15 protein-coding genes are annotated in these 16,360 nt (G+C 71.0%); 4 read left to right on the forward strand and 11 right to left on the reverse strand.

The window, feature by feature from the left end; translation table 11 throughout:
* Positions 1-11: 11 nt before the first annotated feature.
* Positions 12-1,850: an alpha/beta fold hydrolase gene (locus K344_RS0110045; protein WP_028080563.1), complete on the reverse strand. Its 1,839-nt coding sequence runs from the start codon at positions 1,848-1,850 to the stop codon at positions 12-14.
* A gap of 76 nt (positions 1,851-1,926) precedes the next feature.
* Between K344_RS0110045 and K344_RS21115 the strand changes: the two genes are divergently transcribed.
* The 4 genes from K344_RS21115 (at position 1,927) to K344_RS0110065 (ending at position 5,354) form a co-directional block, all read left to right on the forward strand.
* Positions 1,927-3,165 (forward strand): aminopeptidase, encoded by a 1,239-nt coding sequence (locus tag K344_RS21115; RefSeq protein ID WP_084197237.1) that lies wholly within the window; start codon positions 1,927-1,929, stop codon positions 3,163-3,165.
* A gap of 2 nt (positions 3,166-3,167) precedes the next feature.
* Complete coding sequence (locus K344_RS24820) at positions 3,168-3,293, forward strand: hypothetical protein (protein ID WP_281169448.1); 126 nt, start codon at positions 3,168-3,170, stop codon at positions 3,291-3,293.
* Between the two features lie 92 nt (positions 3,294-3,385).
* Positions 3,386-4,774 (forward strand): cysteine--tRNA ligase, encoded by a 1,389-nt coding sequence (cysS, locus tag K344_RS0110060; protein WP_245586181.1) that lies wholly within the window; start codon positions 3,386-3,388, stop codon positions 4,772-4,774.
* The gene (locus tag K344_RS0110065; RefSeq protein WP_028080565.1) at positions 4,767-5,354 is read left to right on the forward strand and encodes a hypothetical protein; all 588 of its coding nucleotides are present in this window, start codon (positions 4,767-4,769) and stop codon (positions 5,352-5,354) included. Before cysS ends, K344_RS0110065 begins: the two co-directional genes overlap by 8 nt.
* A 3-nt stretch (positions 5,355-5,357) precedes the next feature.
* Here K344_RS0110065 and K344_RS0110070 read toward each other — a convergent pair whose 3' ends face one another.
* The 10 genes from K344_RS0110070 to K344_RS0110115 form a co-directional block, all read right to left on the reverse strand.
* Complete coding sequence (locus K344_RS0110070) at positions 5,358-6,149, reverse strand: MerR family transcriptional regulator (protein WP_028080566.1); 792 nt, start codon at positions 6,147-6,149, stop codon at positions 5,358-5,360.
* 88 nt (positions 6,150-6,237) lie between these two features.
* Entirely contained in the window at positions 6,238-7,119 is an 882-nt protein-coding gene (locus K344_RS0110075) for a metal-dependent hydrolase (RefSeq protein ID WP_051362101.1), read from the reverse strand.
* Between the two features lie 161 nt (positions 7,120-7,280).
* Complete coding sequence (locus K344_RS21120; protein WP_043114248.1) at positions 7,281-9,650, reverse strand: heavy metal translocating P-type ATPase; 2,370 nt, start codon at positions 9,648-9,650, stop codon at positions 7,281-7,283.
* Positions 9,647-10,081 (reverse strand): MerR family transcriptional regulator, encoded by a 435-nt coding sequence (locus K344_RS0110085; RefSeq protein ID WP_051362102.1) that lies wholly within the window; start codon positions 10,079-10,081, stop codon positions 9,647-9,649. The genes K344_RS21120 and K344_RS0110085 overlap by 4 nt, the downstream gene beginning before the upstream one ends.
* A 91-nt stretch (positions 10,082-10,172) precedes the next feature.
* Positions 10,173-10,658, reverse strand: coding sequence for a carboxypeptidase regulatory-like domain-containing protein (locus K344_RS23025; protein ID WP_051362103.1), 486 nt, complete (start codon positions 10,656-10,658; stop codon positions 10,173-10,175).
* A gap of 90 nt (positions 10,659-10,748) precedes the next feature.
* Positions 10,749-12,170 carry a multicopper oxidase family protein gene (locus tag K344_RS0110095; protein WP_245586182.1) on the reverse strand — a complete coding sequence of 474 codons (1,422 nt, stop codon included), beginning with the start codon at positions 12,168-12,170 and terminating at the stop codon, positions 10,749-10,751.
* Entirely contained in the window at positions 12,157-13,770 is a 1,614-nt protein-coding gene (locus K344_RS0110100; protein WP_157622863.1) for a TolC family protein, read from the reverse strand. The genes K344_RS0110095 and K344_RS0110100 overlap by 14 nt, the downstream gene beginning before the upstream one ends.
* Before the next feature lie 126 nt (positions 13,771-13,896).
* Complete coding sequence (locus K344_RS0110105) at positions 13,897-14,295, reverse strand: hypothetical protein (protein ID WP_028080571.1); 399 nt, start codon at positions 14,293-14,295, stop codon at positions 13,897-13,899.
* Positions 14,296-14,356: 61 nt separating this feature from the next.
* Positions 14,357-14,914, reverse strand: a complete 558-nt coding sequence (locus tag K344_RS0110110; RefSeq protein ID WP_028080572.1) for a DNA-3-methyladenine glycosylase I — start codon at positions 14,912-14,914, stop codon at positions 14,357-14,359.
* A gap of 52 nt (positions 14,915-14,966) precedes the next feature.
* Complete coding sequence (locus K344_RS0110115) at positions 14,967-16,289, reverse strand: dihydroorotase (RefSeq protein ID WP_028080573.1); 1,323 nt, start codon at positions 16,287-16,289, stop codon at positions 14,967-14,969.
* Positions 16,290-16,360: the final 71 nt, after the last annotated feature.

The following is a 16,360-nucleotide window of genomic DNA, read 5'->3' on the forward strand; positions in this document are numbered from 1 at the left end:
AGCTGCAGCGCTCAGACGCCGTCGCGGACGATCGCCGAGGGCTCGAGCAGCGGCAGCTCGACCGTGCCGCCGAGCTTCATCGCCGGCACCAGCAGGTCGCGCGACCAGGTGATCGGGAACTGCGCGTGGAAGGCATAGATCAGCAGCGCCACTTCCTCGCCCTCGGCAAGCCTTTCGGCGATGCCGTTCATTTCCAGATCGTGCGTGCCGAAGCCGCGCACCGGCGTGATCTGGTCGTCGATGATGTCCCAGCGCGTCTGGCCCGGAGGGCGATGGCCGATGGCGAGGAACAGGATCGGATCGCAGCCGAGCTGCACGACGGTCGTCGCGCAGTTTTCCTGCTCGAGCCCGCTCAGGCCTTCGATGTCGATGTGCAGCATCGGCACGCCGGCGAGCACCGCGCCGCCGGCCGGCACGTCGTAGAGTTTCTGGTCGGCGAGCAGCACCGTGTCGCGCACGCCGTTGCCGAGCAGCGAGCCGACCACGCCGAGCAGGCTGTTGAACTGCGGCGTGCTGCTGTCGATCGCGAAGCCGGTGCCGCCGCGCTGCACGGTCCTGGTCTCGATGGCATCGCCTTCGCCGAGGCTCAGGCAGAAGTCCTTGCCGGTGGTCAGCACGTCGTCGATCGAGCCGCGGTTCTGCAGCTTCTGCTCGAACCAGGCGAACAGCACCTTGTCGAGATCCATCGAGCCGCAGCTGCGCGTGCCGGCGTTGTCGCCGAGGCCGGGGAAAGTGATGGCCTGGTAGAACGGATCGAGCGGATCCTCGAGGCCGGCGGCGCCGAGCGAGATCGGCAGGATGTGGCCGGTCTGGTGCGTCAGCAGGCGCACGTCGCCGCCGAGCGCCTTCAGGCATTCGTAGTTGTGCAGGCCGTCGTTGAAGTTGAACAGGGTGTCGCGGAAGCCCTGCGTGAGCAGCACGTCGGCGGCCGGCGGCCGGTCCGGCGCCACGTCCAGCGGGTCCGGCGTCGCCAGGATGAAGTCCTGCGGGCCGGCCGGCTGACCGTCGCAGAAATAGGCGAGGCTGTGGTACTTCATGAAGTTGTAGCCGGCCGTGGTGAAGTTGTTGGTCAGGCCGGCCATGGTGAGGATTTCGACGATCGCCGTGTCCTCGCGCGTGCCGCCTTCGGAGACCTGCTGCAGCAGCGCCCGCACGGTGCCGAGCGGATCGGCCGGGTTGAGGATCTGCGTCACCGAGGCTTCGCCGCCGGCGACCAGCGCCAGGCCCCAGCCGGACTTCACCACGTTGTTCGGATCGAGCGCGTAGGTGAGATCGTGCGGCGTGATGTCCGGCGCCAGCACGCGCAGGCGGTGCTCGGGATCGGCGGCGTACAGCAGCACCTGGTACATGCCGCCGTAGGAGCTGCCGTAGGAGCCGACCAGCATCTTGCCGTTGCCGCGCCGGCGCAGGCCGGGGAGGTTCTCGGCCCAGTCGAGCACGGCGATCAGATCCTGGCCCTCGTAGTCCGGCGACATCACGCGCACCGTGCCGCTCGACTGGCCGAAGCCGCGCTGGTCGATCGAGATCACGTAGTAGCCGGCGTCGTTCAGGCGCTTGATGAGGCTGCCGTCCGGCGCCGTGGTCTCGCGCGAGCCGCCATAGCCGTGGCCCTGCAGGACCAGCGGATAGGTCTTGCCCTTCTCCAGACGGGTCGGCTCGAAGACCTGCACGACGATGGTGTCGCCGGTCTTCTCGACCGCAATGTCCTGGCGGTAGATCGTGCCGTCGCGGCTTTCGCTGACCGGCACGCGCGGCACGCTGCCACTGCTCGACGCGCTGCTGCCGCAGGCGGCGAGCAGCGCAAGGCCGGACAGCGCGAGCAAGGCGCGCGCGCCATGTGGACGCTTCATGGTGAATCTCCCCGTGGCACTATCGTGTGCCTCTGCTGTCTTTGTGACTGAAACAATACTGCAATCCCGAGCCGCGATGCGCCGCCTGACAGTGGTAATCCTGACCCTATGCGCGGCGTTCGCGCTGAGCGCCTGCGGCACGCTCGGCTACTACGCGCAGGCGGTGTCCGGGCAGATCCAGCTGCTGCGCGCGCGCCAGCCGATCGCCGAGGTCATCGCCGATCCGGCGACCGATGCGAAGCTGCGCGAACGCCTGCGGATGGTGCAGGCGGCGCGCGACTGGGCGGTGCAGGCGCTGGCGCTGCCCGACAACGGCAGCTATCGCAGCTATGTCGCCCTGTCGCGTCCATATGTGGCGTGGAACGTGTTCGCGACGCCGGAATTCTCGCTGGAGCCGCTGGAGCATTGCTTTCCGGTCGCCGGCTGCGTCGGCTACCAGGGCTGGTACGCGGAAGCCGATGCCCGTGCCCAGGCCGAGCGCCTGGAGGCCCGCGGCTACGAGGTCTACGTCGGCGGCGTGCCGGCGTATTCGACGCTCGGCTGGTTCGACGATCCGCTGCTGAGCTCGATGCTGCGCTGGGACGACGCGACGCTGCTCGCCACGCTGTTCCACGAACTGGCGCACCAGAAGCTGTACATCAAGCACGACACGCGCTTCAACGAATCCTTCGCCGAGTTCGTCGGCGAGCAGGGCCTGCGCGAATATCTCGCGCAGCATCCGCAGGCGCGCGACGTCGATATCGCCGCGCGGCGCCGCCAGCGCGAACAGTTCACGGCGCTGGTGCTGGCGCTGCGCGAGCGGCTCGCCGCGCTGTACCGCGAACCGCTGGCGGCGGATCTCATGCGCGCGCGCAAGCAACAGGCCTTCGCCGACTTCGAGCAGCAGTACGCGGCGCTGCGCGACGGCGAATGGCACGGCGTCGATGCCTACGGCGGCTTCTTCAGGGCCGGGCCGCTCAACAACGCGCGCCTGCTGCCATTCGGCCTCTACGACGCCGATCTTCCCGCTTTCGCGACGCTGTACGCCGAGAACGCCGGCGACTGGCCGCGTTTCTATGCGGCCGTCGCAGCCTTGTCGCGGCTCGACGGCAAGGCGCGCCGCGCCGCGCTCGATCGCCTCGCCGGCGGCGCCGGCCGGCCGGCGCCGGCGCCGCCCCATCAGGACGTCGCCGGAATGCGCCGAGATATCGGTGCCGGACGTGGGCGCGTTCCGCGGGCAGGCATAAACTCGCGCGCGGGGCGGGGCCGCATGACGGCGGATGTCGACAGCACGAATCTTGCGAGAGGTGCTGTGAGGACGGGCAATGGAGCCTGAACGTGCAACTCAAGTATTTTGATTCGACGCTCGGCGTCGAGCGCTACAAGCGACGCTACGTCTGGGCGTTCTGGGCCTATGTGGCCGGGCTCGCCACCGGCGTGCTCGTGCTGACGCTGCTCGGCTAATCGCGAGGCGGGTTCGCGGCCCTGACTTTTCGCGGGCGCTGCGGGTATCCTGCGCGGCCATCCCGGCCAATGCGTTGCCAGCCCCGCGCCCCATGTCCCGCCCGATGTATCTGCACAACACGCTTTCCGGCCGCAAGGAAGAATTCGTCCCGCTGAATCCGGAGCGCGTGACCATGTACGTCTGCGGTCCGACGGTCTACAGCTACGCGCACATCGGCAACGCGCGCCCGGTGGTGGTCTTCGACGTGCTGTCGCGCCTGCTGCGGCGCCGCTACGCGCACGTCGTCTACGTGCGCAACATCACCGACATCGACGACAAGATCAACGCCGCGGCCAGCAAGGAAGGCGTCGACATCCGCGTGATCACCGATCGCTTTGCTGCGATCTACCACGACGACATGGCGGCGCTCGGCGCCCTCGATCCCGACCACACGCCGCGCGTCACCGAGCACCTGCCGCAGATCATCGCCATGATCGAGCAGCTGATCGCGCGCGGCCACGCCTACGAGGCGCAGGGGCACGTGCTGTTCCACACGCTGAGCTATGCAGACTACGGCAAGCTCTCGGGCCGCGACGAGCAGGCGCTGATGGCCGGCGCGCGCGTCGAAGTGGCGCCGTACAAGAAGCACGCCGGCGACTTCGTGCTGTGGAAGCCGTCGAGCGACGCGCAGCCGGGCTGGGATTCGCCCTGGGGGCGCGGCCGGCCCGGCTGGCACATCGAATGCTCGGCGATGGCCGAGGCGCTGCTCGGCGAGACCATCGACATCCACGGCGGCGGCCACGATCTGATCTTTCCGCACCACGAGAACGAGATCGCGCAGTCGACCTGCGCGCACGGCGGCAAGACCTTCGCGCGCTACTGGCTGCACAACGGCTTCCTCAACATCGACAGCCAGAAGATGTCGAAGTCGGTCGGCAACGTGCTGCTGGTGCACGAGCTGCTGAAGACGATTCCCGGCGAAGTGATCCGCCTCGTGCTGCTGACCGGCCATTACCGCCAGCCGGTGGACTGGAACGACGAGATCGTCGCCGAGTCGCGCAAGAAGCTCGATCGCCTGTACGGCGCGCTGCGCGAGCTGGCCGACGTCGAGCCCGCCGCCGGCGTGACGGCGCCGGAAGCCTTTCTCGCCGCGCTCGAGGACGATCTCAACACGCCGATGGCGCTCGCCGAGCTGTTCGAGCTGGCGCGTGCCGCCAACAAGGCGGGCGACGCCGCCGACAAGGCGCGCATCAAGGCGCAGATGCTCGATGCCGGTCGTCTGCTCGGCCTGCTGCAGCAGGAGCCCGCGGCCTGGTTCGCCCATGCGCCGGCAGCCGGCGGTGCGCCGACGGCCGAGGAGATCGAGGCCCTGCTCGCGCAGCGCGCCGAGGCGCGCCGCAACAAGCAGTGGGCCGAATCGGATCGCATCCGCGACGCGCTGAAGGCGCGCGGCGTGCTGGTCGAGGACTCCAAGGACGGCCAGCGCTGGCGCTATGCCTGAGCGCGCCGCGAGCCGGCGTCTGGCGCGCGCGATCTCGCTCGTCGCTCATCCCTTCGTGGTGCCGGCCGCGAGCGCGCTGTGGGCGACCCTGCGGCGCGGTGCGGCGCCGGCCGAACTGCTGCTGCTGGCGGCCCTGCTCGGCGTGCTGGTGACCGCGGTCGCCGCCTATTCGTGGCAACGCGTGCGCAGCGGACGCTGGCAGGACATCGACGCCAGCCGGCGCGCCGAGCGCCGCGAGCTGAACCGCTTCGCGTTCGTGCTGGTCGGCGCCGCGGCGCTGTTCGTGATCGTCGTGCTGCGGCGGCCGATTTTCGGCCTGCCGCTGGCGACGGCGGCGGCGATGCTGCTCGTCTGCCTCGTCACCGGCCGCTGGCTGAAGCTCTCGCATCACGTGATGTTCGCGGTGCTGCCGGCGGGCTGGCTGTGGCCGGACGGGCGCGCGCTGCTCGCGATCGCCGTGCTGGCGGCGGCGGTCGGCTGGTCGCGCCGGCGCCTCGGCCGCCATGACCTGCCGGAGATCGTCGGCGGCGCCGCGCTCGGCGCGTTCGGCGCCGCGGTCGTGGCCTGCGGACTCGACTGATCCCTACGGCGCTTTCGGCGCGCCGTCCGGCCGCATGTGCTCGAGAATCTGCGCGACGCGGTCGCCGAGGAACTTGTTCGCCGAATGTTCCAGCGCGCGCGACACTTCCGAATCGACCGCCATGTTGGCGAGCGGACGCAGGCGCCAGATCAGGTCGGCGAGCTTCGGCACGTCTTCCGGCGGCGGCAGGCGGCCGTCGTAGCGGTCGAGCAGGCGCACGATCATCTGCACCATCTCGTCGGCGACGCGCTCGACGTTGGCGCGCAGGTGCTCGACCAGCAGCAGCATGTCGTCGAGCGGCATGCCGGCCTTGGTGAGTTCGGCGCCGGCGTAGAGGATCTTCGGATTGGGCGCGCGGAAGCGGATGCCGTCCGGCACCAGCAGGCCGAGCTTGAACACGCGGCTCAGGGTCGACGGCGCGAAGGCGGCGATGCCGAACATCCTCAGCAGCTCGGGCATCGTGAACAGGCGCGGCGTCTCGCTCGACCACGGACTGCTGATGGCGCGCTCGAGGCCGATGATGTCCTGCAGCTGCTGGCCTTTCTCGAGGCCGTCGAACAGCTCCTGGATGTTGGCGATGGTGTAGCCGCGCGACAGCAGCTGGTTGACCAGCTGCAGGCGGCGCAGATGCTCGCCGGTGTAAATGCCGACGCGGCCGCGCCGCTCGGGCGGATTCAGCAGGCCGCGATCCTGGTAGGCGCGCACATTGCGCACCGTCGTGCCGCCGGCGCGGGCGAGCTCATCGATCGTGTATTCGGCGGCATTGATGTCGGCCGCGCCATCGTTCGCCGGCATGCCATCCGGCGATTCGTTCGCAGAAGCGGAAATGACCATGGCGCGGATCATAAAGGACGCTCCGCGCCATGGCAGGGGCAAACGTCACTCAGGCGGCGAGGCCGCTGCCGCCCTGCAGATCGCGCAGCAGCGGTTCGATGCCGGCGAGGTAGCGGCGGTTGTCGTGCTGCCAGGGATGGAAGCCTGGCTTGAAGTAGTCGAACCATTCGCCCATCGCGCGGCGCAGCGGGCCCGGCGTCAGGAACAGGAAGCGCAGGGTGCGGCGCCAGCCGCCGCGCTCGGCGCGGCACTGCGCGTCGGCGCGCGTGATGCGCCACATGAAGGTGAACACCAGCGGCCAGAAGATCAGGCTCGCGAGCAGGAGGCCGGTGACGCGCATCAGGTAGCTGCCGAGTGTCTTCGGCATCACCGCGCACCAGACGTCGTAGGCGACGGCCTTGTGCTCGGTCTCTTCCAGCGCGTGCCAGCGCCACAGGCGGGCGAAATGCGGCTCGGCCCTGCCGACCACGCGCGCGTCCTGCAGCAGGCTGTTGGCCATGATCGCCGTGAGGTGCTCCAGGGCGATGGTCGCCGACAGCTGCATGGCCTTCGGCAGATGCTTCAGGCGCTCGGTGAGGCGGAACACGAACTGCTGCAGCGGCGCGCCGGGCAGGCCGGCGCGGTCGAGCATTTCGTTGCACTCGGTGTGCTCGCGGCCGTGCATGGCTTCCTGGCCGATGAAGGCGGTCACCGCGCGGCTCAAGGTCGGATCGCTGATCTCGTTGCGGTAGTGGCGCACCGAGTGGATGAAGAAGCGCTCGCCGTCCGGGAAGAACAGCGAGAGCGCGTTGAAGAAGTGGCTGACGTGGCGGCCCTCGTCGTGCCAGTCGCCGATGCGCTCGGCGGGCAGCGCGAAGTGCAGGTCGCGACGGACCGGCATGACCTCGATGTCGCGCGCGGCGTCGGCGCATGTACGGCTCTGCAGATCCATTTCTATCCCCTCCAACTGTTACATTAATGAATGTAACAGTATGGCGAGAAGATGTGCAAGCGCCTTTCGTCGGGCCTCTCCGCCGGGCGCCGGCAAGTCCGCGGCGGGCCTCGCGGATCGCCAAGGGCATCAGCGCCTCGCGCCGAAAAGCCGGGGCCGGCCTAGCTCAGGGCGAGACGCCGCAGGCGCAGGGCGTTGGCGATCACCGACACCGAGGACAGGCTCATCGCCGCGCTGGCGAGCATCGGCGACAGCAGCCAGCCGGTGAAGGGATACAGCAGGCCGGCCGCGACCGGCACGCCGAGCGCATTGTAGGCAAAGGCGAAGAACAGGTTCTGGCGGATGTTGCGCAGGGTCGCGCGCGACAGGTTCAGCGCGGTCGGGATGCCGCGCAGGTCGCCGGACAGCAGGGTGATGCCGGCCGCCTGCATGGCGATCGCGGTGCCGGTGCCCATGGCGATGCCGACGTCGGCCGCCGACAGCGCCGGCGCGTCGTTGACGCCGTCGCCGACCATCGCCACGCGGCGGCCTTCGCGCTGCAGGGCCGCGACCATGGCGGCCTTGTCGCCCGGCAGCACCTCGGCGCGCACCTCGTCGATGCCGAGTTCGCGGCCGACCGCCTCGGCGGTGGCGCGATGGTCGCCGCTGAGCATGATCACGCTTACGCCGGCCGCCTGCAGGGCGCGCAGGGCATCCGGCGTGCCGGACTTGATCGCGTCGGCGATCACGATCAGCCCGGCGGCATGGCCGGCGTGCGCCACGTACACGACCGTCCGGCCCTGCGCGCGAACGTCGCCGGCCCGCGCGTCCAGCGCCGAGGTGTCGACGCCGCGCGCACGCAGCAGTGCGGCATTGCCGACCAGCACCGTCGCGCCGTCGATTTCCGCCCAGGCGCCGAGTCCGGGATCGGACGCGAAGCGCTGCGCCGGCGGTACATCGAGGCCGCGCGCCTGCGCCGCGGCGACGATCGCGCGCGCCAGCGGATGTTCGCTCGCCGTCTCGACGGCCGCCGCGGCGCGCAGCAGCGCGCCTTCGTCGAAACCGCGAAGCGCCTGCACGGCGCGCACGGCGGGCCTGCCCTCGGTCAGCGTGCCGGTCTTGTCGATGACGATGGTGTCGACCCGGTGCAGCGCCTCGAGCGCCGCCGCGTCGCGCACCAGAATGCCGAGCTGCGCGCCGCGGCCGACGCCGACCATGACCGACATCGGCGTCGCCAGGCCGAGTGCGCAGGGGCAGGCGACGATCAGCACCGACACCGCGGCGAGCAGCGCGTGGCTCGCGGCCGGTGCCGGACCGACGAGCGCCCAGACGATCGCGGCGAGCACGGCGACCGCGATGACCGAAGGCACGAACCAGGCCGAGACCCGATCGGCGAGCCGCTGCACCGGCGCGCGCGAACGCTGCGCCTGCGCGACCTGGCGGACGATCTGCGCGAGCACCGTATCGTCGCCGACGTGACGGGCCTCGATCAGCAGCGCGCCGCTGCCGTTGACGCTGCCGCCGATGACCCTGTCGCCGGCCTGCTTGCGGATCGGTTGCGATTCGCCGCTCAGCATCGACTCGTCGACGTGCGATTCGCCGTCGAGCACCTCGCCGTCGACCGGCATCTTTTCGCCGGGCCGCACGCGCAGGCGGTCGCCGGCCCGCAGCCGTTCGAGCGCGACGTCCTGTTCGCGACCGTCGCCGTCGAGGCGATGCGCCTGCGGCGGCGCCAGGGCGAGCAGGGCGCGGATCGCGCCGGAGGTCTGCGCGCGGGCGCGCAGTTCGAGCACCTGGCCGAGCAGGGCCAGCGTGGTGATCACCGCCGCCGCCTCGAAGTACAGCGCCGGCCCGCCGTGCGCCGCGGCCGGCAGCATGGCCGGCCACAGCAGGGCGAACACGCTGTAGGCCCAGGCGCTGGCGACGCCGAGCGCGATCAGCGTGAACATGTTCGGGCTGCGATGCACGAGCGAAGCCCGGGCGCGCTGCCAGAACGGCGCGCCGGCCCAGAGCACGACCGGCGTCGCCAGCAGGGCCTGCAGCCAGGCGCTGGCGCCATGCGCGAGCCAGTGCAGCGGACCGAGCGCGCCCGGCAGCCTGTCGCCCATCGTCAGCCACAGCAGCGGCACGGACAGCGATGCGCCGATCGCGAAACGGCGCCGCATGTCGCGCAGCTCGCCGTCGTCCTCGGCGTTCGCGCCCGGCCCGGAAAGCGGCGCATCCGGTTCGAGCGCCATGCCGCACTTCGGGCAGCTGCCCGGATGATCCTGGCGCACTTCCGGATGCATCGGGCAGGTCCAGATCGCGCCGGGCGGCGCCGCGGCCGGCGCGGGGTCCGCGTGGTGCGCGGGTCCGCCGTGCGAGGCGTGCACGTAGGGCGACGGATCGGCCGCGAATTTCTGCGCGCAGCGCGCCGAGCAGAAATGGAAGAGCTCGCCGCCGTGCATGTGGCGATGCGGGCTCTTCGCCGGATCGACGCGCATGCCGCAGACCGGGTCGGTCGCCGCGGCGTCCGCCGTGGCGGCGGTCTGCTGCCCGCAGCAGCCGCTCACGACGCGTCCTCCGACAATGCGCGCAGGATCGGGCAGTCGCCGAGCGGACCGTGGCCGGGGCAGGCGTCGATCAGCAGGCCCAGGCCGTCGCGGACGCGCTGCAGTTCGGCGAGCTTGTGCTCGACCAGGGCGAGCTTGGCCTGCGCCGCCTTCTTCACCGCCGCGGTGCCGCCGCGCGGGCCGCTCAGTTCGAGCAACTCGCCGATCTCGGTGAGCGTGAAGCCGAGCTCCTTGGCGCGGCGGATGAAGCGCAGGCGGCGCACGCTGTCGGCCGGATATTCGCGATAGCCGGAGGCGCGGCGCGGCGGCGGCGGCAGCAGGCCGGCGCGCTCGTAGTAGCGCACGGTGTCGATGCCGACGCCGGCGCGTTCGGCGAGGCGGCCGATGGTCAGCGTGGCGGGCGGCGCGGCGACGGATGAGGGCAGCGACATCGGTGACTCCGGACGACAGGTTCGATGCGATCCATCGTAAACCCTGGGGTCTGGTCCGGAGTCAAGCCACGGTCGCCGCGCCGCGCGGCGCTCAGGCGCAGAGCTCGCGCTCGTGCACGCTGGCCTGCGTTTCGGCGACGGCTTCGTCATGCAGCGTGATCGCCAGCTGGCGATGCGCGCCGGCATCGATGTCGACCGCCGTGCTGCGATGCTCGCCCTTGTAGTCGGCGTCGACGCGGTAGCGGCCGGCCGGCAGGCGGACGAGCAGGATCGGCCCTTCCGCCTCGACGTCGAAGACGACCGCGTCGGCCGCGTCGCGGATGGCGACGTGGACCTTGGCGAGATAGAGCCGCCGCTCGACGCCTTGCGCGTAGAAGCTGATCGACAGCGGAAAGCCGGCGGCGGCCTTGCGCATCGCCGCCGCCTCGTGGCAGCCGTAGCCGCCGCTGACGTACCAGATGCCGTTCTGTTCATGCGACGGCGGCAGGACGCCGGACGTCGCCGCCGCCGCGCTGCAGAAGATCAGGCCGGCGAGGCCGGAGGCGATACGAATGCGTGAATGGATGGTGCCGTGCATGGCGATTTCCCCTTGTGTCGTATGGCCACGGCGCCCGCCGAGCCTGTGCGCCACTCTAGGAAGCCGCCGGCGCCCGCTCATTGATCGCCGTCAAGCCGGCCCGGCATCCGTCCCTCGGCGCAGCGGCTCTCCGAAGCCGGCGTCGGACGACACCTTGCGCGCCATCTCGCCGCGCGCCGGCCGGTACCAGCCCGGGTCGCGCGCATCGCTGCGCGCGAGGCCGTCGCGCACCTTGAGCACGGTGAACATGCCGCCCATTTCCAGCGGCCCGTGCGGACCTTCGCCGCCCGTCATCGGCAGCGTATTGTCGGGGCCGGGCATCATCGCCGCGTGCGCGCCATGCCCCGACATGCCGCCGGCGCCCATCGCCATGTAGCCCGGCAGCAGCCGGCGCAGGTCCTCGGCGACGCCGCGCTGATCGACGCCCAGCGGACTGGCGATGCCGTGGCCCATCGCGTTCATCGTGTGATGCGACATGTGGCAGTGCAGGGCCCAGTCGCCCGGCGCGGCGACGAACTCGAGATCGCGCGTCTGGCCGACGCCGACGATCTCCGTCACCTCCGGCCGCCACAGCGCGCGCGGCCAGCGGCCGCCGTCGGAGCCGGTGACCTGGAAGCGGTGACCGTGCAGGTGGATCGGGTGGTTCCACATCGACAGATTGCCGATGCGGATGCGCACGCGCTCGCCGCTGGCGGCGAGCAGCGGCTCGGTCGCCGGGAACACCTTGCTGTTGAAGGTCCACAGATCGAAGTCGGTCATCACCGAAGGATCGGGCCGCCAGGTGCCGGGATGCAGCGCCCAGTTGTGCAGCAGGATCGCGTAGTCGCGGTCGATGCGCTCCGCCTCGCCGTCCTGCGGATGAATGATGAACAGGCCCATCAGGCCGAGCGCCATCTGCGTGTTCTCGTCGGCATGCGGGTGATACAGGTGCGTGCCGTGCTGGCGCAGCGTGAATTCGTAGACGAAGGTCTCGCCCGGCGCGATGGGCGGCTGGCTGAGGCCGCCGACGCCGTCCATGCCGCTCGGCAGCAGGATGCCGTGCCAGTGCACGGAAGTCGGCTCCGGCAGGCGGTTCGTCACGTAGATGCGCACGCGCTCGCCTTCGACGGCTTCGAGCGTCGGCCCCGGCGTGCCGCCGTTGTAGCCCCAGCACCTGGCGCGACAGCCGGGCGCGAACTCGTGCTCGACCTCCTCGGCGACGAGATGGAACTCGCGCGCGCCGTCGCGCAGGCGCGCGGGCAGGGTCCAGCCGTTCGGCGTGCGCACCGGCGTGTAGCCGCGCGCGGCGCCGGCGCCGGCCGCGGGCGGCGCGTCGCGCGACGGCGTCTGCGGCGGCGGCGTGACGAGGCTTTGAGGCGCCTCGTGCCGCGCCTTCGCCGGCCGGATTAGGCCGGCACCGAGACCGGCGGCGCCGAGCGCGCCGAGCAGGCGGCGGCGGGCGCCGTCGGGCGCGTCCATCGGGTCGCGCGCAAGCGGCGGCGCGCCGTGCGCGATGTGTTCAATGCTGTCCATCGTGGTCTCCGTGTTGCGCGGCCGGCGCCGTGCCGGCGCAGGTGGCCATCATCCGTTCGTGTGCGGCGGCGGCGTCCGCCGCCGCCATGTTCATGCCCTGCATCGCGCAGTCGGGCCGGTGTTCCGTCGCCGCCATGGGCGCAGGCTCATCCTGCGTGTCGCCGCGCGTGTGCGCGTGCGGATTCGCCGGCGCGGCGGGCGGCGCGTCGACGAGCCGCGGCCGGCCGTCGTCGAAGCGCAGCGCGGCGGGACCGGCGGCGCCATCGAGCGGCAGGCGCCGACCGACGGCGCCGGCCAGTTCGGCGCGCGCGACCCAGTAATCGCCGAGCGCTTCGAGATAGCCGGCATAAGCCGCGTTGCCCTGCCGGCGCACGGTCAGCAGCTCGAAGGCGTCGACCAGCATGTAGTTGAACTCGCGCTGCGTCTGTTCGACCGCCGTTTCGCGCGCCGGCAGCACGTCGCGGCGGTAACGCTCGACGCGGGTGCGCGCCGTGCGCAGGCGCGCGTAGGCCGCGCCGACGTCGCGTTCGGCGTCGAGCGTGCGTGCCGCGAGCTCGGCTTCGGCGGCGCGCCGTTCGGCGGCGCCGCGCGCCTGGCGTCCCGCGCCCCAGTCGAACAGCGGCAGGGCCAGCGACAGCGTCGGCCCGCCGTGCACGCCGCCGTCGTACTCGCGCTCGCGTTCGGCACCGATCGCGATCTCGCCCAGCGCCCGCGTGCGGCGCGTCAGGCCGTAGCGCGCGGCGAGCGCATCGACGTGCCGCCGCGCCGCGGCGATGTCGAGCCGCGAATCGCGCGCGAGCCGCTGCAGATCGGCGAGCGCCTCGTCGTCCGCCGGCGGCAGCGCGAGCGTTTCGGCGAGCGTCCACGACGCATCGGCTTGCAGGCCGAGCAGGCGCTGCAGCGCGCCGCGCGCGAGCGCGAGATCGCGCGCGTCGGCGTCGGCGTCGAGCTCGGCCTCGCTCGCCGCCGCCTGTTCGAGCGCGAGATCGCGGCGCGGCAGGTTGCCGGCGTCGGCGTAGCGCTGCGCCAGCGTCGCCGCAGTGCGCGCGTGCCCGGCGAGCGCGCGCCGCAGTTCGGCGAGCTGCGCGGCGGCGACGACGCGGCGATACGCCGCCTCGACGCGCGCGGCGAGATCGAGCGCGGCGCCGCCGATCGCCAGGCGCGTGCGCTCGAACTCGGCATCGGCGATGCGCGCGCGGCTGCGCAGCAGCAGAAGGTCGGTGAAGTTGACCGCGATGCCGAGCGTCAGCTGCGCGTGCGGGTCGTCGCCGCGCGACAGCCATGTGGCGGACAGCAGCGGGTTGGCGAGGCGCCCGGCCTCGTAGACCTCGGCGGCGGCGAGGCCGAGCGTCGCGGTCTCGGCGCGCAGCTCGGGATTGCGCAGCAGCGCGATCTGGATCGCACGGTCGACGCTCAGCGGCGCGCCGAGCCAGGCCGCGACCGGATCGGCGGCATCGGGCGGCGCCTCGGGCAGCGCCAGGCCGCGCGCCGCGACGTCGGCGGCGAGCGCCTGGCGGCCGCGCTCGGTCGGCAGACCGGCGCAGGCGCCGAGCAGCAGCGATGCGCCAAGCATCGCCGGCAACAAACGGGGTACGAACACGACGTCTCTCCAGCAGGCTCATGGACGATGCGTCGCGCGTTCCGTCGGCCGTCGCGTGCAGGCCGGACGGGCGCGCCGAGCCGCGCGCGCGAAGGCGGCGGAGCGGACAGGAGACGCGGACGCGCGCTAGACGCGCGTGCCGGCGGGAGGTCGCAGGAGATCGAGGCGGCGTGCCGGCTGCGGATCGCGGCCGGCGAGGGCGAGCGGCGCTTCGCCGCGCGCCGTAGGCGAAGGCGCCGTCAGGCTCGCCATGACACTGGCCGCCGCGCAATGCGCGGCGCAGACGCCGGCGCAGCGACAGCCCTCGTGCGTGTCGGTCTGCGTGCCCACGTGCGCGTGCGGCGCCATGCCGGGCATCGGCATGGCGTGATGGCCGCCGCCGTGCGGCGCGTGCGCCACCGGCGCTCCGGCGACCGGCATCCCGCCGCGATGCGCCGCGCATGCGACGGCCGAGACGCGGGCCAGCCCGTCGAGCGGCAGCAGCGCCGTGAGCAGGCAGAGCAGGGCGATTTGCAGCGACTTCATGCGCGCAGTATCGACGCGCGTCGGCGCGCGGACAAGCTGGAGCCGGGTCCGGGCTTGTCGTTCAGGGACGATGGCTCGGACAGCTGACGAGATGATCGTTGACCACGCCGACCGCCTGCAGGTAGGCGTAGACGATCGTGCTGCCGACGAACTTGAAGCCGCGCCTGAGCAGATCCTTGCTGATGCGATCGGACAGCCCGGTCTTGGCGGGCACCGCGCCGCTGGCGCGAACCTTGTTGTTCACCGGCTTGCGATCGACGAAGCCCCAGAGATAGGCGTCGAAGCTGCCGAATTCCTTCTGCACCTCGAGAAAGGCCTGCGCGTTGCTGCGCGCCGACCAGATCTTCAGGCGGTTGCGCACGATGCCCGGCTCGAGCATCAGCTTTTCGAGCTTCGCGTCGCTGAAGCGCGCGACCTTCGCGGGGTCGAAATTCGCGAAGGCCTTGCGATAGCCGGCGCGCTTCTCGAGGATCGTGCGCCACGACAGGCCGGCCTGCGCACCTTCGAGGATCAGGAACTCGAACAGCGCGCGGTCGTCGTGCTGCGGCTTGCCCCATTCCTCGTCGTGGTAGCGGATGTATTCGGGCGTGGCGAGGCACCAGGGGCAGCGGGTTTCCATGTTGCTGTCCTTGCCGCCCCTCCCCTCGACGAGGGGAGAGGAAGTTTTGCACTCACGCGAAGTTGATGCGCTGGCCGAGCGGCTTGTCCATGACGACGCCGTCGCGATACGCGATCTCGCCGTTGACCCAGGTGGCGAGCACCTTGGCCGGGAAGGTGTGGCCTTCGACCGGCGACCAGCCGACCTTGTAGAGCACGTCTTCCTTCTTCACCGTCGTCGTGCCGTGCGGATCGACCAGCACGAGATCGGCGAAATAGCCCTCGCGCACGTAGCCGCGGTCTTTGATCCCGAAGCGGTCGGCGACGGCGTGGCTGGTCTTCCTGACGACGGTGCGCATGTTGAGCTCGCCGCGCTTGGCGAGTTCGATCAGCATCAGCAGCGAGTGCTGCACCAGCGGCAGGCCGGACGGCGCCTTGAAGTAGGTCTGCGCCTTTTCCTCGGCGGTGTGCGGTGCGTGGTCGGTGGCGATGACATCGATGCGGTCTTCCATCACCGCGCGCAGCAGCGCCTTGCGGTCCTCGGCGGTCTTGATCGCCGGATTGCACTTGATCAGCTTGCCGAGCGTTTCGTAGTCGGCCTCGCTGAAATACAGATGGTGCACGCAGGCTTCGACGGTGATCTTCTTGCCCTGGATCGGGCCCGGCGCGAAGAACGACAGCTCGCGCGCCGTCGTCAGGTGCAGCACGTGCAGGTCGGCGCCGTATTTCCGGGCAAGGCCGGTCGCGAGCTCGGTGGACTTGTAGCAGGCCTCGGCCGAGCGGATGTGCGGATGCTCGCGCACCGGCACGTCCTCGCCGTATTTCTCGCGCGCCTTCGCCTCGTTGGCGAGGATCGTCGGCGTGTCCTCGCAGTGCGTGACGACCATGATCGGCGAGCGCTGGAAGATGCCTTCGAGCGTCTTCGGGTTGTCGACCAGCATGTTGCCGGTCGAGGCGCCCATGAACACCTTCAGGGCGCAGGCCTCGTTCTTCTGCAGCGCGGCGATCTCTTCGAGGTTGTCATTGGCGCCGCCGAAGTAGAAGGCGTAGTTGGCGAAGGAGCGGCCGGCGGCGTTCGCGTACTTCTCGGCGAGCAGCGCGCGCGTGGTGATGGCCGGCTTGTTGTTCGGCATGTCGAAGTAGCTGGTCGTGCCGCCGGCCACCGCGGCGCGCGATTCGGTGTACAGATCGCCCTTGTGCGTGAGGCCGGGCTCGCGGAAGTGGACCTGGTCGTCGATCACGCCCGGCAGCAGCCACTGGCCCTGCGCGTCGAATACCTCGACGCCGGCCGGCGCGCTGATCTTGGCGGCGATCTTTTCGATGCGGCCGTTCTTGATCAGCAGGTCGGCGGCGGTCTCGTGGCCTTCGTTGATGATGTGCGCATTGGTGATCAGCATGGCCGTGTCTCCGGTGTTTTCCACTATGGTAGCGGTTTGCGCGTTCGCGCTTTTGCGCGTCGTCTCCGCAC

The organism is Solimonas soli DSM 21787, from assembly GCF_000474945.1.
GTDB classification, from domain to species: Bacteria; Pseudomonadota; Gammaproteobacteria; order Nevskiales; family Nevskiaceae; genus Solimonas; species Solimonas soli.